16 protein-coding genes are annotated in these 21,504 nt (G+C 44.6%); 4 read left to right on the forward strand and 12 right to left on the reverse strand.

What is annotated here, in order from left to right; all coding sequences use genetic code 11:
• Positions 1 to 24 precede the first annotated feature (24 nt).
• Positions 25 to 1,770 carry a beta-galactosidase family protein gene (locus NST94_RS17210; RefSeq protein WP_339281120.1) on the reverse strand — a complete coding sequence of 582 codons (1,746 nt, stop codon included), beginning with the start codon at positions 1,768 to 1,770 and terminating at the stop codon, positions 25 to 27.
• A 154-nt stretch (positions 1,771 to 1,924) separates the two neighbouring features.
• Here NST94_RS17210 and NST94_RS17215 point away from each other — a divergent pair, with 154 nt between their 5' ends.
• Positions 1,925 to 3,379, forward strand: a complete 1,455-nt coding sequence (locus NST94_RS17215) for a sulfatase-like hydrolase/transferase (RefSeq protein WP_076303311.1) — start codon at positions 1,925 to 1,927, stop codon at positions 3,377 to 3,379.
• A 72-nt stretch (positions 3,380 to 3,451) separates the two neighbouring features.
• Here the strand turns inward: NST94_RS17215 and NST94_RS17220 are convergent, their stop codons facing one another.
• The 5 genes from NST94_RS17220 to NST94_RS17240 all read right to left on the reverse strand — a co-directional run bounded on the left by NST94_RS17220 (position 3,452) and on the right by NST94_RS17240 (position 10,565).
• Positions 3,452 to 4,951 (reverse strand): arylsulfatase, encoded by a 1,500-nt coding sequence (locus NST94_RS17220; RefSeq protein WP_280753097.1) that lies wholly within the window; start codon positions 4,949 to 4,951, stop codon positions 3,452 to 3,454.
• Positions 4,952 to 4,966: 15 nt separating this feature from the next.
• On the reverse strand, positions 4,967 to 6,862 hold the full coding sequence (locus NST94_RS17225) for a family 20 glycosylhydrolase (protein ID WP_076303313.1): 1,896 nt from the start codon (positions 6,860 to 6,862) through the stop codon (positions 4,967 to 4,969).
• A gap of 121 nt (positions 6,863 to 6,983) precedes the next feature.
• Positions 6,984 to 8,615, reverse strand: coding sequence for an extracellular solute-binding protein (locus tag NST94_RS17230; RefSeq protein ID WP_076303314.1), 1,632 nt, complete (start codon positions 8,613 to 8,615; stop codon positions 6,984 to 6,986).
• A gap of 57 nt (positions 8,616 to 8,672) precedes the next feature.
• Positions 8,673 to 9,572 (reverse strand): carbohydrate ABC transporter permease, encoded by a 900-nt coding sequence (locus tag NST94_RS17235; RefSeq protein ID WP_076303315.1) that lies wholly within the window; start codon positions 9,570 to 9,572, stop codon positions 8,673 to 8,675.
• A gap of 24 nt (positions 9,573 to 9,596) precedes the next feature.
• Positions 9,597 to 10,565 carry an ABC transporter permease subunit gene (locus NST94_RS17240; RefSeq protein ID WP_076129727.1) on the reverse strand — a complete coding sequence of 323 codons (969 nt, stop codon included), beginning with the start codon at positions 10,563 to 10,565 and terminating at the stop codon, positions 9,597 to 9,599.
• Between the two features lie 249 nt (positions 10,566 to 10,814).
• On the opposite strand from NST94_RS17240, the gene NST94_RS17245 reads away from it, so the two are divergent.
• Entirely contained in the window at positions 10,815 to 12,254 is a 1,440-nt protein-coding gene (locus NST94_RS17245; protein WP_076303316.1) for a response regulator, read from the forward strand.
• Positions 12,241 to 14,019, forward strand: coding sequence for a histidine kinase (locus NST94_RS17250; RefSeq protein ID WP_036688197.1), 1,779 nt, complete (start codon positions 12,241 to 12,243; stop codon positions 14,017 to 14,019). The genes NST94_RS17245 and NST94_RS17250 overlap by 14 nt, the downstream gene beginning before the upstream one ends.
• A gap of 81 nt (positions 14,020 to 14,100) precedes the next feature.
• Here the strand turns inward: NST94_RS17250 and NST94_RS17255 are convergent, their stop codons facing one another.
• The 5 genes from NST94_RS17255 to NST94_RS17275 all read right to left on the reverse strand — a co-directional run bounded on the left by NST94_RS17255 (position 14,101) and on the right by NST94_RS17275 (position 18,676).
• Positions 14,101 to 15,489 (reverse strand): sulfatase, encoded by a 1,389-nt coding sequence (locus tag NST94_RS17255; RefSeq protein WP_076303317.1) that lies wholly within the window; start codon positions 15,487 to 15,489, stop codon positions 14,101 to 14,103.
• A gap of 105 nt (positions 15,490 to 15,594) precedes the next feature.
• Positions 15,595 to 16,428, reverse strand: coding sequence for an AraC family transcriptional regulator (locus NST94_RS17260; protein WP_076303318.1), 834 nt, complete (start codon positions 16,426 to 16,428; stop codon positions 15,595 to 15,597).
• A 39-nt stretch (positions 16,429 to 16,467) separates the two neighbouring features.
• Entirely contained in the window at positions 16,468 to 17,445 is a 978-nt protein-coding gene (locus NST94_RS17265) for a formylglycine-generating enzyme family protein (protein WP_076303319.1), read from the reverse strand.
• Positions 17,446 to 17,480: 35 nt separating this feature from the next.
• Positions 17,481 to 18,014, reverse strand: a complete 534-nt coding sequence (locus NST94_RS17270) for a chromate transporter (RefSeq protein WP_076214731.1) — start codon at positions 18,012 to 18,014, stop codon at positions 17,481 to 17,483.
• Between the two features lie 11 nt (positions 18,015 to 18,025).
• Complete coding sequence (locus tag NST94_RS17275) at positions 18,026 to 18,676, reverse strand: chromate transporter (RefSeq protein ID WP_081383498.1); 651 nt, start codon at positions 18,674 to 18,676, stop codon at positions 18,026 to 18,028.
• 198 nt (positions 18,677 to 18,874) lie between these two features.
• Between NST94_RS17275 and NST94_RS17280 the strand changes: the two genes are divergently transcribed.
• The gene (locus NST94_RS17280) at positions 18,875 to 20,074 is read left to right on the forward strand and encodes an ROK family protein (protein WP_076303320.1); all 1,200 of its coding nucleotides are present in this window, start codon (positions 18,875 to 18,877) and stop codon (positions 20,072 to 20,074) included.
• A 63-nt stretch (positions 20,075 to 20,137) separates the two neighbouring features.
• Here NST94_RS17280 and NST94_RS17285 read toward each other — a convergent pair whose 3' ends face one another.
• Complete coding sequence (locus tag NST94_RS17285; protein WP_076303321.1) at positions 20,138 to 21,382, reverse strand: anaerobic sulfatase maturase; 1,245 nt, start codon at positions 21,380 to 21,382, stop codon at positions 20,138 to 20,140.
• Positions 21,383 to 21,504 lie beyond the last annotated feature (122 nt).

Here is a 21,504-nt window from a genome sequence, read left to right on the forward strand (position 1 = left end):
TGATACTTCCTCACCCGTTAAATATCATGTGAGCTCCGGTGTATCCACAAAAGTAACCACTGGCTCCATTACGCCATGTAGTTCGAATAAGATTAGCTCGTTATCACCTTGACGCAGAAGCGGCGCTGGTAAGTACAGTGTTTTAGTTGGACCCTTCTCCCAGTAGCGCCCTAAATTAAAGCCGTTTATAAAAACCTGACCTTTACTCCATCCATCCAGCTGCAAAAAAGTATCCTCAGGCTTACTGACTTGAAAGCTCCCCCGGTAAAAAGTGGGCTGCTGACATTGCTCGCAATCTATCGGTGTGAATGATAATCCCTTAAGATGGGTTAAAGGCAAAGAACGAATCGTCCAATCATGCAGGAATTGATAGCCGAGTCTAACGCCACAGGTTATGCCTTTTGGATCACGAAGCAGCGGGCCATAATTTACACGCCCCATATTCTCCACAAGGATGTCGATCTGCAGTCCCTCCGTTGGAACCTCTAATGGAATTCCTCGCGGATCCCAGCGTTCAACTGTACCGACAAAGGCCCCATTCGCGAATACAAGCGCACGATCACGTACTTCTTGAAGGACGAGCTCCGTACTGCTGCGGGGTCCACTGATCTTCGTCGAATACAAAATGAACCCATAATTCTGATTCAGTTTCTCCATTGGCTCGGGACATGCTCTATGTACTGGGTGAGACAAAACGTCTAACTGAGTGAACAGTGGTGCTGCTTCTGTCATCAACACTTTACCATAAGCTTGTGACTTTATTAACGGCGGTAATTCCAGGGGCGGCAACGTTACGTATTTCTCAATTATTGTTCGAGCTGCATAGAATTTTGCAGTTGGCTTACCGGATTCGTCCAGCAGCGTATCATAATCGTAGCTGGTTACGATGGGCTCATATTTGTCAAAAAGATTTGCCCCATTCATAAATCCAAAATTCGTCCCCCCATGGAACATATAGAAGTTAACAGAGGCTCCTAAAGCCAGCATTTCATCCAAAGTCTCCGCTACTTCAGATTCGGGGCGTGTATTATGCGGTTTCATCCAGTGGTCAAACCATCCATTCCAGAATTCCATACACATCAACGGTCCCGTAGGCTGATATTCACGTAGTTTAGCAAAGGCTTCCTTTGCCCGTGAACCGAAATTCACCGTGGCGAACACTCCGTCAATCATGCCCCCTTGGAGCATATGATCTTCAGCTCCATCTGAAGTAAACAGCAGAACGTCCATGCCGCGGGCGATCATTCCTGCTTTTAGATCATTCAGGTAAGTCTTATCACTACCAAAGCTTCCATATTCGTTCTCTACCTGAAGTGCAAGCACAGGCCCACCGTTAGTGCTTAACAAAGGCCGCAGACGTGGAAGCAACTCATCGAAATAGGCATCCAACTTAGATAAATAGACGTTATCATTACAACGCAGCTGTATGTTATTGTCCGCAAGTAACCAAGCTGGCAATCCACCGAATTCCCATTCCGCACAAATATAAGGACTTGGCCGCAAAATCACGTGCAAACCAAGCTCTCCAGCAAGTCTAACGAAAGCCTCGATGTCAGCAAATCCAGCAAAATTGAAGCTCCCCTCCTCTGGTTCGTGTAAATTCCAAGGAATATAGGTTTCAACAGTATTCAATCCACAAGCCTTCAGCTTCAGCAAACGATCCTGCCAATATTCCGGAACGATCCGGAAATAATGAAGCGCACCAGAAAGCAACCGGATGGGTTGTTCCTCTAATGTAAAATGATCCCCTGATATGGATAACTTTCGCATATAATTTCTCCTCCAACATTGAGATAGACTATTTAATTATAGGTAATAAAAATATCAACCCATATGGACGATTCTAATGAAATATATGGAGAATTCATTGGTTGCTAGAGGCTTTTGTGATGCTATACACTATATTCATAGGGGGTTGTTACGGATGTCAAAAAGAACTCATATTTGGTTAATTACCACAGATCAAATGCGTGCGGACGCACTAGGTATCGAAAACGCTTCCGTACTGACACCTGAGCTTGACAAGCTTGCTTCGGAAGGCACACTCTTCACTGGTGCTTACTGCGCTAGTCCTGTTTGCACGCCTTCACGTTCTTCCATTTTTACAGGCAGGTATCCGCATGTTCACGGTGCCTGGAACATCGGTACCACACTCAGAGAAGACGAACTTACCTTATGCGATCATTTAAAGAAAGCGGATTATAAAACCATCGGTATAGGAAAGATGCATTTCCGCCCTCAGATGAAGGGGGACTTTTCACAAGAATATGAAGAGCCTGCTTATCGTGACCGCGGAAGAGCTTCCGATGGAACGTACTACGGATTTGATGAACATCATATTACGGAAGATAATTGTATCGGGGAATATATGGAGTGGCTTAGAGTGCGCAACCCTGAAGCGGCAGAACGTTTCAGCAAGGACCGTTACAGAGCTTCTAATGCTCAAAACGATGTGTGGGAGAGCGAAATCCCTCCAGAGCTACACCAGTCATACTGGATTGCTGAACGGAGCATCGATGTGATCCTCTCTCACAAAACCGAACAACCGCTATTTTTATGGACCAGTTTCGTCGATCCACATCACCCCTTTGACCCTCCAAAAGCTTACGCGGATATGTACGCTGACACTGACATTCCATCTCCAGCCAGCGAAGCAGACGACGTGCATCTTCGTCCTCCACATCTGCTGCGTCAGAGTCAGGGAGGATATTGGCCTGGTGGCGGTGAGGAGCATTCTCTTGATGAAGCGCATATGAAACGGCTCACCCGAAATTATTATGCGATGATTACCTTCATTGACGAGCAGATCGGACGTATTATAAAAGCTTGGCGTCAAAAAGATATGTACGATGATGTAGTCATCCTCTTCACCAGCGACCACGGAGAACTGCTCGGTGACCATGGGCTGATTTACAAAGGGCCGTGGTTTTATGAAGGGTTAACACGAATCCCGATGATCGTACGCGGTCCTGGGATTGCTTCCGGGCAACGGGTCCCTGCTTTGATGGAACATGTTGATATTGTCCCCACACTGCTTGCAGCCGCAGGTCTCAAAACTCCCTACGGAATTCAAGGTGTGTCACAGATGGAGGTGCTGGCTGGAAGAGAGTCCCATGTGCGCAATTCTGCCCTAACCGCTTATATTGCTCATGATCGCGGCATTAACGCTAAGTGTTTGCGTACAACACGCTATAAGCTGGTGATCTTCGCAGGTGAGACCTACGGTGAATTGTATGATTTGAAAGAGGATCCTCGTGAGAACTCCAATCGTTTTGAAGATCCCGATTATAGTGATATTCGCCATTCGATGATTGAATTGCTCGTCCATCGAATGATTCAAGATCAGGACCCTTTGCCTGAACGCCGGAGTAGCTGGTAAATTCACTAACCTTTCTTTCTATCCTTAACAGACTTAGGGCAACCTGAAAGTTCAGGTTGCCCTAAGTTATGATTATTCCCCCAATTGGGATGCCTTTAGAATATGAGAAATTGGGCGTCCGGCAATCCATTCGCCGTTGTTTACAAACCCTTCCTCTCGTCCCTCCAGCTCGTGAATAAGACGCTCTCTCCATTCTTTTATGCGCTCGAATTTATCAATACAGCCTATCGCATTAATCTTCTCAGAGGGGTCTGCCGCTAAATCAAAATACTGCTCTTCCCCTGTCTGAGAATACCAAATAAATTTCTCTCTTCCATCCGTTAAGAAGTGGTGGGACTTTTCTCCATAGGCTTGTTCCCCATGAATATAAGATCGCCACAATGTCTGATCTCCCCTGCACAGCGGCAACACACTTTGCCCTTCTACTGTAAATGGTATTTGAACGCCAGCAGCTTCAAGAAATGTGGGCATAATATCGCGAAGCTCTACAATGGAATCAAGCCGGGAGCCGGCAAGAAGTCCAAGCGTTTCTCCCGGATCAAACACTATGAAAGGAATCTTAGCACTTCCTTCATAAGGAAGAGATTTCCGGAAGTAATGGTGATCCCCCATCATTTCACCATGATCAGAAGTAAATAGAATCAAAGTTTCATTTAAAACTCCATACTCCTGCAGCCCATTGATCAACCTCCCAATTTGGTCGTCAAGATGCGTAATTAGCGCGTAATACGCGGCACGGGCACGATCCAATCTGCGCTTTGGCAAATTAGTGAACGAAGAAGTTGGATCCTTAGCTCCGTTTAAGGCAGCACTCTCGTCCACCCAATCTCCGATTGGAGGATCAGGAAATTCCAAGTCCTTGTACATATCTAGATAACATTGTGGCGGATCCAAGGGGGAATGCGGGCGAACGAAGGAAGACCATAGGAAAAATGGTTTCCCAGGGTCTCTTCTTCGCAAAAAGTCTAGCGACTCGGTTACGCACCAATTCGTTGGATGCATCGCTTCCGGCAAGTGCCAGGGGCGGGCAACCGTTGAGGCGTTGCAATCGAGGCCTAAGTCAGTGATATCCGAATTGGTATCAGTTTGTCTTCGCAGCCACTGCAAATAATCGTCCACTTGATCATAGTGTTCATCATGGAACGTTTGGTTCTTATCCCGATTGTAGTGAAGATATCCATCATGAAGCACCACATTATGGAATCCACATAGATTACGTGCAGGATACACATGCATCTTGCCAACACACTGCGTATGATAACCAGCTTGAGCAAGCTCTCCGGCAATCGTATGGGCGTAATTCCATTCAACCTTATCCTGATAACCAACCCGGCCATGTGATCTTTGCCCCATTCCTGTCATGATAGCAGCCCTGGCGGGAATACAACTGGGGGTAGCCGAATACGCGTGCTCAAATAAGATCCCCCTTGATGCCAGAGCGTCCAGGTTGGGTGTCTCAACGACGGGATGTCCCATAATGCTCAGGCAATCAAAACGCATCTGATCTACGGTGATAAGCAGAAGGTTAGGCTGCTTTGTGTCCTTTTGATTGTCCAGATTAGTATCAATCATAACCTCACCCCCTTCTTAAACCCCAGCGATCACAGACGGTGTTGCAATCGTGTGCCATAAATTCGCACTTATCGCCCTGGGGTTGCCCTCGTCAACAAGGCCGTCGAACGTCAGAAGCTCCTCTTCTAATTCAGCAATCTGTTCCACGTTCCCTTCGACATAACGATTGATTCGATGAATCGCCGTTCTGATTCTCTGAAGCAATCCTCCCATACGAAGATCAAAGACATCAAGACCAAACACCTTATTTTCCTGCTCCCATTGCACTCGATAGTCGTCCATGAATTGTCTGGCCAAATCAGATAATTGTGGCAAAGTCACCTTGGCAAAGTGAGCCAATTCCTCTAAATCTCCACGATGATAAGCTTCGCGTATAGAAATCCCGATTTCGCTCTTTATTTCGAGCAAGCGACACAAGCTGGCTTGTACAGAGAATAAGGATTGCCAAGGCGAATTGCGAGTGATCGCCTGTTCGAGCTTTTCTGCACTTTGCTGATAATGCTTCGAATACGCGCTAGGAATAACATGTCGATCGAACAAACCACATAAAATATCTTGATAAAGCAAGTATTTAGCCGGATTGATAGAACATCCCCCCGGTGCCGAATTACCCGGAACCAAGTTGGCCGCATCGAGTGCCATAAAGTCATCATAATTGCCTTGCACGCAGCTACTGAATCTTTCTTTGACATGGTTCTCCACGAAACATCTCGTGTAGCAGAGCTCCGCCCAAAGTTGAAGGGTAGGAAGAACCGAGAAAACGGAAGCTTCAGCGCCATTATCTCCCCATGCGGTAATCAACACTTCTTGAATTCCATACTTAACACAGCTATCATGAGCCAGCAGACTGACATGGCGACTGAATTCATTGTTTGGAGCGAAGCCCATCCATTTCCAAGCACCACCTGCAAATCCAATATGATCATTCAGCTGCTTATGTTTGCTTAACATCCCGTCGTATTTCTCCTGCGTTTCCGAATAATAATCCCAGTAGATCAAGGTAACATCTTCAGGAATCAGCTTTACAATATCAGGGCTAATTGGACTTTCAGCATCGTAATATTCTCCGGAACTGGCCAGACGAAAAAACATGTCGCTCCACATCATCGTCTGGAAACCATATTTTCTGGCGATCTCCATAACAGTGCTAAAGTGTTTTAACATTAACGAGGAGCGATCCTGATACCCATGCTTATCCAGGTATTTACCAAGTCCCATCATATGAGCTTCGTCCATCCCGATATTTATGCGGCGACTGCTTACATGAGCCGACATAAAAGCAAACATTCGATCAATTAACTCATAAGTTCTGGGATCATCAATAAGGAGAATATCCTCGAAATCCACAAGCGGTGCATGTGCCTGCCATTTCAACGCTTGGCCGAGATGGGCCAGGGTCTGAATACAAGGAACCAGTTCTATGCCAAATAACGCGGCATACTGATCCAGCTCCCGAATTTGATCTCCTGTATATCGGCCTCGCAAATAGCCGAAATAAGGGTATCCCTCCAGTTCGTAGGTGTCTTCCGTATACAACTGAACCGTTGAATATCCCATAAGCGCTAAACGCCGGATCAATTCCTTGTATCCTTCATAGTTAAGAACCGCATTTCGCGAACAGTCTACCATGAAGCCTAACTGTTCATAAACCGGCCGTTCATTAATTTCAACTCGTTCTCCACGGCGTACGTTCTCAAGAAATCGGCTGAGTGCCCGGAACAATTGATGTTCCTGTTCATACGCAATGGTGACCTGAGCCTCATCGTAAGATATTCGAATGCCCTTCCCTTGCTTCTTACAAATCACTGGTATCCCTGAGCGTTCCATTCGAATACTCAATATTCCCGCTACTTCTGAAACAGCTGCTAACTGTTTCTCGGTTAACCCTGTCAAATGAATGCTAAGGTTCATAGACTTTACCCTCCCAATCTTATAAGTATGCGGTCTGTAGCGCCGCACAGTCTAAGCCATACTTCAAATAATTAAACGGAAGATCCGGGCTACTAGCGCCCGGATCTTCTCTATTCATCCATTATTCAATACCTTGTTCCTTGGCCTTCTCATTTACTTCCTCTATCATTTTATCAAGACCTTTAGCCTTATAATCGTTCACAATGCTATTCCAGTAACTCTCAACGGGTTCTTTGGAAAGCATGATCTTAAGCAAATCATCATGGTCAAGCACAGTAAATTTATCCTTTGTTGGGGTGGACATATAAGTTAACCGAATGTCGTATTCTGGCACCTTTGTATTGTTCTGAATCCAGTCGATGTAATCGACAGCTTCTTTGCGGATTCCTTCGTTAGCAATCGTCGGGTTATCCATGTTATAGCTATCTGAAGTTTCATAAGCCACCAAATTCTTCAGAAATCTGCTAGCTGGATACTTCTCATTTAATGAACCCTTTTCAATGACAACCTTCTGCCCATTTTCGAGCTTATAATCTACACCTTCGATGCCATAAGTCAACAGATCCTTGCCTTCAGGAGACAACACATAATCATAGAGTGCCATGATGCGATCCATCTTTTTATCGTCAATCTTATTGCTGAAATAGCTTTCTGACCAGTATGTTTTAAAGATGGCATGTGAACGTTCACCATCAGGACCGATAAGCGGCTTGAGCGCCTTCACGCTCTCCGTCATATCCTTATCCGGATAAGCTGTTTTCCAGCGTTTTTCATACATATCGCTATTTAAATTTATGAAACCTCCACCGCTTAGAAGAGCAGCTGCTTTGCCTGCTACGAAATTGTCATAGGACTCTGCTGGTTTGACGAGCGCGATGTCTGGATCGATCAATCCTTTTTCGTACATATTCTTCATGTTTTGCAGCGCTGGCAGCGCATTTTTAGAGAATACAGCAGGGATAAACTTTCCATCCTCTTTGATCCATTTAAAATCACTGCCGCTTCCATCACTAGTAGCAACCGGGTTGCCATACAACCAGAAGAATCCGCCCAGCATCTTGGTAGTTGTCGTCGTAAGGCCAGTAACATGCTTGCCTTCCGGATCCGACTTTACGATTGCATCAAGCATGGCTTCAAACTCTTCCCATGTCTCTGGCTCTTTGGTGATCCCAGCCTTTTGAGCAAGATCCCAACGATAGAAGACCATACGATCCAGTGCGCTCCAATCAACACTCGGGAACATCCGGCGAGGCACAGTATAATACTTTCCATCTACTCCTAATCCTTTAATATCTGGCGATTCAAAGTATTTTGCAAGGTTTGGATACTTTGAAAGATCCGGGAGCGCTTTGACAACGCCTTGATTCACCCATTTGCGCTGATATTGCGTGCCGACGGCGTCGATCGCGAAAATGTCTGGCAATTGGCCGGAAGCGGCCCACATTTGAATCTTCTGGGTATAGTCATCCCAAGACAAATTGACAGGTTTTAGTGTGATGTTGAATTTCTCCAATACTTGTTTAGCGATCGGGTCCTTTTCGATGTTAGCAATCTCGGCATCCGCATCCCAAAACCCAAGAGAAATGGTCATTGGATCCTTGTAAGGATTATCCGTGGAGTTAGAATAATTCGGAGATGTTTCACCGTTTGAACCAGCCTGCCCTTTGCCGTTATTGCCTCCACCGCAAGCCGTGAGTACTGAAGCCAACAAAGTTATACATAATGCCAATGTCATTATTTTCTTTCTATGCATGCTTGAAACCTCCCTTTATACTATTTTAGGATAGAATCAATCTATTTAAAATCTTTCTTATCCTTTTATTGAACCCACCATAATCCCTTTATTAAAATGCTTCTGCAGGAACGGATAAACAACAATAATCGGAATACTCGAAACTACAATCGCTGCCATTTGAAGTGCAGGTGTGTAGACCTTCCCCGTCTGCTCCTGCTCGGCCATCGTTTGTGCCATTTGGCTTAGCAAGGAATTCGAAGTAATGAGTGTCTCCCGCAGATAAATCTGAAGTGGTGCTTTAGCAGCGTCACTGATAAAAATCAGCGCATACCACCATTCATTCCATCTTTCCACAGCATAGAACAAAGCAAAAGTCGCCATGAATGGAGCAGAGATCGGAATAATGATTTTGAAAAGAATGTACAGATCATTCGCCCCGTCCAGCTTAGCCGATTCTTCCAAGCTTTCTGGAATGGTATTGAAATAGTTTTTCATAATGATTAGATAAAACGTATTGAGACCCGCGGGGATGATCATGACGAGTATATTGTTTACGAATCCTAGATCCTTAACGACTAAGTAAAAAGGAATTAAACCGCCATTGAAAAACATAGTGAACAAGATCATGCTGAGCATTATGTTTCTGCCGGGCATACCCCGCTTGGATAATGCGTAGGCTCCCGCCACAGAGATTGTCATACTGAACAACACGCCAACCACAGTTACGATGACAGAATTAAAGATGGAAGTCCAAAACTTCATATCCTGAAGCAAAAGCTTGTAAGCGGACAGGTCAAACGAAAGCGGAAAAATATAAAAGTCACTTTTACTAATCGCTTCGAACTTTGCCACAGAGATAATAAGAACATTATAGAAAGGAAAAAATGTTACTATTGCTAGGAGCCCCAGAACCACGAATGCGACGATATCGAAGACACTCCACTTTTTTCTCTTTTTAACCGTTGTGTCGGTCACTTGCTTCTCCCCTTTTCCTGCAGATTAATACAGCCCTTCCTCGCCCATCTTCTTAGCGAACGTATTGGCCGCCCATAAAAGGATTAGGCTGATAATGGACTTGACGACACCCACGGCGGTCATATATCCAAAGTCTCCTCCAATCGTGAAGGAAGTCCGATAAATGTAAGTATCGATCGTGTCGGCAACCGAATATACCGGCGAACTATACAGGTTGAAAATTTGCTCAAAGCTCGAACCTTGGGTTAGTAGTTGTCCAACTTGAAGGATTAACAGAACTGCGACTGTACTCTTCAAACCCGGCCATGCGATGTTTAGCAAACGGCGAAACCGGTTCGCTCCGTCCACTTCAGCCGCTTCAAACAGCTCAGGATTGATCCCTGCCAGAGCCGCCAGGTAAATGATTGAATCCCAACCGATCTCTCGCCACACATGCGTGATATACAGAACGGGTCTGAATGCACTTTCATCGACAAGAGGAGAATTCGGATCTCCACCAAACAGCATGATGATCTGGTTATAAATCCCGTCCTTGCTTAAAATATTGATAATAATCCCCGACAGTACAACCCACGATATAAAATGCGGGAACGTCAGGATCGTCTGAAAAAACCGCTTCATTTTTGTCCTGGAAAACTCATATAAAACTATCGCCAGGATAATGGGCATCGGGAAATGAGTGACCAGCTTCATCAAGCTGATAATGACCGTATTCCAAAACGCCTTGCGAAAATCGGGGTCGGTCAGCAGCGTTTGAAAATTCTCCAACCCAACCCAAGGACTTCCCAGAATCCCCTCACTGTAATTAAATGTTTTGAACGCTAGCGTTACACCGTACATGGGAGCATAGCTGAAGAGGGCATACCAGATTAACACCGGTAGAACCATGAGGTAAAAATACTTGTACTGTAAAATCGTTTTTCCTAAACTTTGCTTTGGAGCACGAGTTTTTAAGCTTCGTTTAGGCGTACGAGCGGTTACAGAATCAGCCAATCTTCTCCCCACCTTTCTGTATGAGTTTGTTATGCTTGTAAGCGATTTATATGGTAAATTATATCGGGAGTGTAAATTCTCTTGTATAGAGAATACAACTCCGATTATGTGGATTTTTCACACCTTTGCGGGAGACCTTCCTGTGGCACGTAATATCGGACATAGTGAGCGTAAGATCGTCCATACCCCCCTTGGTCCACAATCGCTAGGATAAATCTAAGAGCTCTATAAAGAGAGGGGGATTCACTTATGCGTTCAGTAATTATTGCAGATGATGAGAAGTGGATTGTAGAAGGAATTAAAGCAGGAGTGAATTGGAAGAAATACGGCTTTGAAGTGATCGACGATGCCGAAAACGGGCAAGAAGCCCTTCAATTAATTCAATCGCTTCGCCCCACCCTTGTTCTAACAGATATCAAGATGCCTGTTATGAATGGACTAGAGCTCATTCAACGTGGCAAGGCCATCGCGCCGGATACGATCTTTATCGTACTCAGCGGACATGCCGAGTTCGCTTATGCACAAAAAGCAATGAATTATGGTACTTTCGGATATTGTCTCAAACCCTTTGAAATCGAAGAAATTGAAGGAATGCTCAACCGAATATCCCAGCAACACGATTCCAAGACAGTTAAAGAACAACCTATCCACGACTTCGAACTTTATGAAGCGGTTTGTTCCGGAGATCTTGAACGAATTAACTTATGGTTGGATGAGAAGAAAATACCCTTGTCGAAAGATACCCCTCATATCCCCATTGTTATCCAAGGGTTAAGTTCACCTGTAGATGTCAGGCAGTTCTCTTCCCTGGTCTTCCCAATGAGCCGCCGTCGGTATGGTTACTTATTGGAAGAGTGCCAATACGAAGTCTTCCTCCAGGGTCTTAAACAAACAGAAGTTGTACAAGAGTGCGGAGTCGGGATCGGTCCTCCTATTTCGGATATACACCAATTGGATGCGTCTTTAGAGTCCGCCTCTCATGCTGCTTTCAGTATGTTCACAACGGGGATGCCCGGATGTTACCGGGTGAATCCACAACAGGAAATACCGATCGACGAGAAGCTCAAAGAGATTTCCCGGATTCTTCATAATAAAGACCGGCTCGGTTTCATAGCAGCCATGGAATCGATAAAGAAATTATTCAAAGAGGGAACGTTCACCATTAAAGAAGCCTATTTGCTCTATACATCGATCCTCTACTTATTTCCTCGGGAAGGGACTCGGGTTAGCGGCCGTTTTTTTGAAGGATATGAACAGCTCTATTATCGGTACGGCACGGCTGAAGCTATGATCGATGATCTGATTCTTATGACACTTGATATTTTTATGAACAGAAACGAATCTGATATTTCACGAATCTCAAACCACAAAGTCAAAGAAATCATGTTATACATCCGCAACCATTTCAATCAAGAAATTTCGATCCAGCAATTAGCCAATCAGTTTTTTTTAAGCCCAAATTACTTATGCCAATTATTCAAAAAAGAGGTCGGCGAGACCATCATCGAACATATCAGTCGTTTACGAATTGAATACGCTTGTAAAACGCTGATCGAAACCAACCTTTCCATTTACCAAATCGGTGAGAAATGCGGTTTTCAGGATTATTTCTATTTCACACGAATTTTTAAGCGGCATCTCAAAATGACACCTACACAATATAGGGAACAAAACAATGAAGACATTTAAGAGACTATCCATCCGTACTCAGGTTTTGCTATTCGGGTTATTTATTGTTGCCATTATCCCAATCATCGTTTCACGAGTCTACCAACTATCAAGCGAGACTATCATTAATCAAAATACGCAATACAATACGGAGCTGGTCTCCCTCCTCAAACAACGGATTTCTGACAACTATGCCAACGTCTCTTCCATGATGATGAATGTGGGTTACGATTCGACCGTCCAAAAGTTCCTAGTCGAGAATGATAAGCTTCGAGTCTACGATCTATCCCAAAAAGTTGAAGGATTGTTGAGCATCGCCCGAAATATGAACACGGATATCTTAGATATTATTGTTATCGGTAGCTCAAACACACGTATTTCCTTAGCAGGAAGAACAAAATATGCTATCGATCTTATGAAAACAGCTGAGGAGGATGGAATCGTTCATTATCGCGGATACAGTCCTCCAGACAAAGTCATCGACAAGAGAAAACTGCTTTTCGGGATGAACATCTTCGCTTCAGGTGACACGTCCCTATATGGTGAAAAAATTGGCTATCTCGCAGTTATTGTAGATATGAAAGCCATTCAAACTGAAATTTCTGAGTATCCCCGATTGGTCGGAACCAGCTTTTTTATGATGGATGATAAAGGCATGATCTACTCTAATAGCAATGAGCCGGAGGATATGCTCCAGCAGTTTCAAACTCGGGCAACTGGAAGGGATGGAGAGTCCATCGTCGAGACGGTTCATGGAAAGAAATATGCAATTCAGTCCTTTAGCTTACCGGAGATCTCTGGAAAAATCATAACTGCTGTTCCTGTCCATAATTTAATGAAAGAACTGGAGAAATTGAAGAAAGTCAGCTATGCTCTTCTAGCCTTAATCTTGCTGGTCGTCTCTATTCCCTATTCTGTACTTATGATGAATCTCTTAAGACCGTTGTCTAGGCTTATGCGCTATATGAATCAATTAAAGGGTGGAAGTCTGGGGATATTGAACAACAAGGTCGATTTAAAGGGCTATGCTGAGATTGAAATCATCTCTCGACAGTTCAACGATATGACCACACGGATCCACGATTTGACGGACCAATTAATAGATGCTTCAACTCAACTTTATCTGACCGATCTGGAAAAGCAGCGGGCGGAATATTCGTATTTACAAAGTCAAATTAATCCGCATTTCTTAAGCAATACTTTAGATACAATCAAGGGCGTTGCGATCGTAAAAGGAAATCGGGATATCTTCGAGATGACTACCGCCTTAAGCACAATGCTCAAGTACAGCATCAAAGGCAAAGAGGAGGTAACTCTTGGGGAAGAGCTGAAAATCGCGGAATCTTGTGTGAGGATTTACCAAGGCCGTTTCCCGGACAAATTTACTTACAAGCTGTTGTGTCCACAGGAATGGTTACACATTCCCGTGCCTAAAATGATCCTTCAACCTATTGTTGAAAATGCGCTTGGTCATGGGCTTGAGGCACAAGGACAAGGAATTTTGCTGATCTCCGTAGAAAAAAACGAAGCGGGGCTGCTTGAAATCGTGGTTGAAGATAATGGTGTAGGTATCGATACAACAAGACTGGAACAACTTACGGAGTTGCTGGCTGGTAAGAATATAGAATCAGGAGATCATATCGGTCTCCTAAATGTCAATAATCGTCTAAATCTTAAGTATGGCGATCCTTGCGGCGTTCTGCTGTACAGTAAGGAGGGTAGCGGGACGAAGACCGTTTTGAGGCTTCCCGGATCTTTAATAGATCCACAAAAAGCGAGAACATAAATAGGGAGGTTGCCCATTCAGGGCAACCTCCCTTTCATATGTCTTTCATTCGCCGCATTTATTAGGATATTATTAAGCATCCTATAAGGATGCGCTCAGATACTCTTTGGCATGGTAGGGTCCACCTTCCATAAGTACCGTCCATAATGGATCGATATCACAATCCATGGAGCCCATCATATGATCATGCCATTCATTCAACAGATAGACAGCCTCCATACAAACGTCTTTACGTACTTCGGCAAGATTATGTTGTTCATAAGGATCATGCTTCAAATCAAACAGCATTTCTTGCGGGAATCCATGGTGTCCGTCATGATAGGTACGTATATATAACCAATCCGCAAATCGGACGCTGCGTTGACACACATGCGCGCATTGTGAGATTACGAGATACTCACGCCCTCCCAAATTCCCCTTCAGAATAGCACCTGCATAACTTTCACCATCCCAAGAAGCAGCCGCTTTCAAATTCAAAAGGCTCGCTAATGTAGGTCCTAGATCAAGGTGATAATGTAGCCCCTCCTCCACGATTCCCTTCTTGCCCCCTGGCCAGCGAACAATCATCGGAATACGGCAAGTCGCCTCGTCTGCTGTGCCATGTTCGGAGTAAATTCCTAGTTCACCCAGACTCTCTCCATGATCCGCAGAGATCAAGATAGCCGTATCTTCCATCACGCCAAGTTCTCTCAGCTTAGAAAAAACTTTCCCGAGATGCTCGTCCAGATACTTAACTCCAGCATCATAGTTGTCAAAGATAACACGCAGGTCATCACGGTTCTCTATCTCCTGCTGATGCCTGAAATGCTGCTGATAATGCGATTTCGCGAGCGCATTCATATCTTCAATACTATGCTGCCCCTTCTTATTTCGGTGAAGCTCAAACACTTCTTCCGTGATCCAATCGGGTAAAGGCTCCTTCTCGAACGGATTACCGTAGCTCTCGGGTGTACGATAAGGTGTATGCGGATCCCAGAAATTCAGGTGCAGAAACCAATTTTCGGACTCCCCGTTATCCTCAAGCCATTTAAGTGCCACTGGAAGCACTTGCTCTGCCGTCTCATGCCCTCTGCCACCAACATTAAACACTTCTTGGAACCCGGCGTTAAAGGTCCACGCCGAGTGTCGTTCGGAGAAGGTGCTGATCGATGCGGTTTTCATCGCCGCTTGCCTTAATATAGCCGGAAGGCTCTCCATCCCCAGACGGTCATTGAATTCACGTTTGGCTCCTTCTCTACGCATATCAGCAGCGGTTCCGCCATGCCCTACAATCCCATTATGAATGCCAAATCGCCCCGACATTAAAGCGGAACGAGACGGCAGGCAAGGAGCATCTGAACAATAGTAGTTGGTAAAGATGACACCTTCTTTAGCGATTGAATCGATATTCGGGGAGGTATTCCGATGATAGCCATAACATCCCAGATGGTCCGGGCGAAGCGAATCCAAATCCAAATACAAGATTCTCATGAGTTATTCCCTGCCTTTCCTTTTCATCGAAATGGTTACGCTCGATTCGGGCAGCTTAGATGATCTGCTCATGCTTATAAGAGTAAATGAATATGGAAAACTCCGCTATGGAGTAGCGATGTTTGTTTTTGTAAATTCGATACTTTTCCGGTACTCTGCCGGCCTCTTGCCGTATTCACCACGAAATACCTTGCTGAAGTGTGAAGCATCATAATAACCACATCTCTGGGAGATATGCTCGATTGTATAATCCGTATATTCCAGCATTTGTTTAGCTTGCTGCAGCCGCAATTTTCGCAGCATTTGCATGGGTGTCAGTTTATATATTTTCTGAAATGCCCGGCTAAAATAAACAGGATTCATATGATAGAGCTTGGAAAGTTCCTCTCTACTAATCTCCTGATCAAGCCTCTCCTCCATATATTGCAACGCTTCGTTAAAGCGGTCCGTGATAAAGGGATCTCGTGAAGAGCGGCGCCCGCCAAGCTTGGTACTCTCCATAATTTCATAAAGAAGAAAAAATGCCAATGAACCGACCTGAACATTCCTGAAATCATCTTCCTCCTGCAACCACAGGCTTCGCAACTCGTCAAACCTTCGCTCATATTCGCTTCGATCCCGGACCCGAATCACCTTGCCTAAAGGGAATAACTTAAAAAAGTCATCTCCGTCTTTAACTTTAGCGTTAATATTAAACAGATAATGTATCCCATCCGTTTTGGAGATCACATTGAAAGGCTCGTTAGGACGGTGGATCATCACGTCTCCGGCAGAAGCAACATATTCTCCTTCGGAGGATGTCGTCAATACCTCACCTTTTTGGATATAAGAGACGGTATAACAAGACTGGACGTAATCGAACAGGATCCGCTTCTGATATTGAATCTTTAGGACGTCCAGCACGCTGATGTCAAACTGACTATGGATGATAGAGGACAAGGAAGTTCCTCCTTCTTATGTAGTAGTCGTAAAAGTGCTCTAACCTGTATAATCAGCCGCACATCGAAAGCCAATATTCCCTGCAGAGCTGTCTGGAGTATTTTTGCTTCTAGCCGCCACCCGATAACGGTTGCAGTAAGATTTATGGCACAAATACGATCCTCCGCGCATTGATCTTGCGACACCACTTACTGGACCTTTCGGATTCACGGCTTCGGAAAATAAATGATAATCCTTAGTAAACCAATCCGCGCACCATTCCCACACGTTTCCTGACATATTATAAAGACCATAGCCGTTAGGCAGATAGGACCTTACAGGTGCGGTACCTGCAAAACCATCGCTGGCATGATTTTTATCGGGAAACTTTCCCTGCCATATATTACAGCGATGCTCTCCGTCTGGTTTTAATTCGTCCCCCCAAGGATACCGTTTCTGAACCAGTCCTCCTCGTGCGGCATACTCCCACTCCGCTTCCGTAGGCAGACGTTTACCAGCCCAACGACAATATGCATCCGCATCATGCCATGATAGGTGAATAGCCGGATGATCAAGTCGTTCATCTACATGGGAATCCGGACCTTCAGGATGACACCAATCCGCTCCCTCCACCACCCACCACCAGGGGGTTTGAGTGGCTACTTGGGTCACCTTTTTCCCAGTCTCCATGGAAACAAAAGAATGAAACACGTAAGACCATCCAAATCGTTCCGCATCTGTAACATAGTTTGTTTCCTTGATAAAAGCAGCAAACTGCTTGTTCGTAACCGCCGTTGCATCCATCAAAAAGGAAGATAAGGTAACCTTCCTAGTCGGACCTTCTCCATCTGCGGGGAACCCTTCCTTATCATCCGTCCCCATAAGAAAAGTGCCTCCAGGGATAAGGATCATGTCCGAGAAATCTTTCACCCCTGTTACTCCTTGAACCGTTGTGTTCTCCTTACAAACATCAATAGATTCTTGTTTCGCGACTTGATTTCGACTAGCTGAACAACAAGCCCGTATATTCTCTGACATGATTTACCTCCAATCTAGGATCGTCCCGGCTCTGTCTAAAAAAAAGCTACCCCAAGAATGCCAGAAGCAACGATAATGGTGAGCGGATGCAGCTTATATTTCATTAAACCATAAAGTGCAGCGAATACAATGATCAACATGCCAAGGGTCTGCCAAGTAATAAAAGCATGTTGCACGCTATTTAAGCCAAAACGAATCGCAGCATAGGCAATCAAGCCTGTAATCACTGGCCGCAAACCATAAAATAACGTTTTAATCCATTGACTGTCCCTCACCCGATAAAAGAAGACGGAAATAACGATGATGATTAAAAATGAGGGCAGAACCATGCCTAATGTTGACACAATCCCTCCTTCGATTCCGGCTATACGATATCCGATCAAGGTTGCACTGTTCGTTGCAACAGGCCCGGGTGACATCCCTGCGATGGAAACTACCTCTTGGAATTCCCCTTCGGATAACCAACCCCCAGCCATGGCTTCATGCTGAATCATCGGAATGATGGCGTACCCTCCTCCAAACGAGAGAAGGCCAATTTTTATAAAAGTGAAAAACAAACTCCAAATCACATCGCTTCCCCCTAGATGTAATACTCCGGATAATTCGATTCTTCATCAGAAGCTTTCAAGGACTCCTTCTCCGTTCGAACTTGGAGCCCTAAGAGCTGTTTAATTTGCAGATATACAAACCCAATACATAAACCAATTGCAATCACGTAAATGGGATTAATTCCGAAAACCAGTAAAACAACCGGTATAACTAACGCCGTAACAGCGGTAGTCTTGTCAATTATAGCGTTCTTGGCCATTCGATATGCAGCTACTAGGATCAAGGCAATAACAGCACCATTTATCCCTTTCATAGCGGCAATGACTTTTGGCTGGTCTGCCAGTTGGGAGTATACGGCGCTAAGCAAACAAACAATGATAAAGGTCGGAATCGTTATCCCTGCGATTGCAGCAATCGCACCCTTCACACCAGCAAGACGATAACCAATGAATGCTGCTGCATTTACACCTACACCCCCAGGTGCAGCACCAGCTAAAGATAGAATTTCATCCATCTCCTCTTCACCCAGCCATTTTCGTTTAGCGGAAATTTCCCGTTCGATCATAGGGATCATCGCATAACCTCCCCCGAAGGTTACAGGACCAATTCGAACAAATACCCAAAACAACTGAAACAATAGACTTTTTCTCAGGTCTGTATTCGGTATCATATTTGTTTTCATAGTTGTTCTCATGGAATCCACCCTTATATAATCTGTCGTAATTTCATTATATCACTTTTTCCCAAAATGGAATTAAGTTTTTTGAACGGTAAAATACAACCAAGGGTTTATGAGTTATACTATATTCATGTTAATAAATACAAACTATATAAAAAACGATCTTACAAGTTCATCCTATATATAGCTTGGAGGTATATCGTGGAAAAGCGCTCGACACATATTCCGTCACCAAAAAAACTCCTATACGACCGAATCGCCGAACAAGGCACTGTTTCCAAGTTGGATCTTTTACAGACATTTTCGCTTACCAAAAGCACAATGACCCGGATATTAGATGAGATGACGGAAGAAGGCTTGCTGATAGAAAGCGGATTTGGAGAATCTAGCGGAGGAAGAAGACCCATTTTATACCAGATCAATCCTTCCTACGGTTATATAATCGGTTTAGAGATTTCCAGGGTGTATTCTTCCCTTGGTTTATTTGATATGCAAATGAACCCAAAATCAATAGTTCACTGGCGAATGGATCACGCATTCACACCTGAAAGATTTATAGATCATATCAGTAATCAAATACGCGCTTTCCTTAGGGACCATCAGTTAGTGGACAGTCAAATCATAGGGATAGGAATAGGGGCTGTGGGGCCACTTGATCGGGAAAATGGCTTGATCCTAAAACCGCTGCACTTCCCTTCTTCAGGCTGGAACAATCTGCCGATTTGCAAACTGGTGGAGGAACGGACGGGGTTCAAGGCATGGTTGGACAACGGTGCCAATTCTGCACTGCTTGGGGAACGATGGTCTATCCGTCACGCAAACATTCAGCATATGCTTTATGTACATGCTGGAGCAGGACTCCGCTATGCGATGATGTCGCATGGAAGTATTGTTCATGGCACAATGGATATGGAAGATGCCATTGGTCAAATGATCATCCAGACAGATGGACCCCGATTAAATCATGACGGGAACTACGGGGCTCTGGAAGCATTCGTATCTGTGCAGGCACTAGAACAAAGTGCGCGCTCAGAGGCGAAAATGGACAACGATCTGATCCTCCAAAGATATAAAGTGGCGCCTGAGAAGCTGACTTATGATGTATTGGTACAAGCCTTTAGAGACGGTAATCCACACGCGCGTGAATTATTTACCCAAGCTGCCAGCCACTTCGGGATCGGGCTCGCCAACGTTATCAACCTGTTTCATCCAGAGACCATCATTCTAGGCGGTGCACTCATTCACTCTCACGAGTTGTTTTTCCAAACAGCGGTGGAGGTGGCACAGAGAAACACTTACCGTTATCCTGAATACCAACCTCACTTCTCCCTAGGTATATTAAAAGAAGAAGCTGTGGTGACGGGTGCGGCAATAATGGCGAGAAATCATATGGTTCTATAACATAACAAAAAGGTTGTTCCCAATCCTTTGCATGACTGTTGGGACAACCTTATCTAGTCAAAGCTATAATGCCTGACAGCAATTTTTGAATTTCTTCCCGCTTCCGCAGAAACATGGATCATTTCGACCCGGAAGTGGTTTTGCACTTTTCCTGTACTCCAGCATCCGCTCCGATCTAAGTCGGTTCGCCAGTAATAGCATGCGTTCATAGGCGTATGAGTAGAATATTTTATAGCTATGGCAGAAATAATCAACCTCAGTCCGATCATTAACATCAAGCCAATTCCGGTTGCGCGGACATCCCCCATTGCAAAAGCTAAGGTACTCACACTTATAGCATGATTCATTCATATTGGGCTTCATTAACAAAAAATCATCATATACTGGGCTGTTTAGCAGTGCTTCCAAGTCAGTTTGGCCGATATTTCCTAGCCTATGCTCTTCATCAATAAAGAAATCGCAAGGGTAGGCATCCCCGTTCGTTTCAAGCACCATCATCTTCGGGCAACATGAGTTGTGAACGCATAACTCTGCCTCACGATGCATGAATACAAGAAGCATATTCTCAAAAATACGAATAGGAAGCTCTGGGTACCCACCGTTGTACCAAAGGTCAAATGTACGGCATAAAAAGACTCCGTATTGTTCAGGTGTAATTCGGAAACGTCCCGCTACTTCACTTTTCTGAGAAACAAAATCCATGCAGGGGATAAACTGAATATTAGGAAATTCGTGTTCTAGATATAATGCCATCAACTCATCTGGTTTCGTCACGTTATCTTCATGAATCACCGTCAGAATACTATACTCCACACCCTCATTCTGTAAATGACGAATCCCACGCATAACTAGATCATAACTGCCTTTCCCCGAACCCGTTACACGATGAGCATCATGAATAGGCTCTGGGCCATCCAGACTAATCCCGACCAAAAAGTTATACCGTTTAAAAAATTTCGCCCATTTCTCATGGATAAGCGTTCCATTGGTCTGCAGTGCATTACTGATCATCGTATGAGGCGGAGCGTACTTAGCTTGAAATGAAATCACTTGTTCAAAATACGGAAGTCCGGCCAATAATGGCTCCCCACCCTGCCAAGAGAAAGTCGCTATCCCTGATGATCTTTTCATGTACTGAGCGATAAACCGCTCCAGAAGCTCCGTATCCATCACTCGGATCGGTTGCTGAGGATGTCCCCCGGCAGTACTGTAATAGCAATAATCACAGGCTAGATTACAATCCTCTGAGACGGTTTTCCACATGACATGAAGGGTCTCCTGCTTAGAGGTTTGTATACATGCAGTCATACGATTCTGCCCCTCCTATGTAATACTATCTTTGTAAAACCTAATTCCTATTTGTTCAATTAAATCATAGATCTGCGAGTCAACGATGAGTAAAACATCATAGCTGGTCAAATAACTGGGCA

The organism is Paenibacillus sp. FSL H8-0282 (genome assembly GCF_037963825.1).
Classification (GTDB): Bacteria; Bacillota; Bacilli; order Paenibacillales; family Paenibacillaceae; genus Paenibacillus_AQ; species Paenibacillus_AQ odorifer.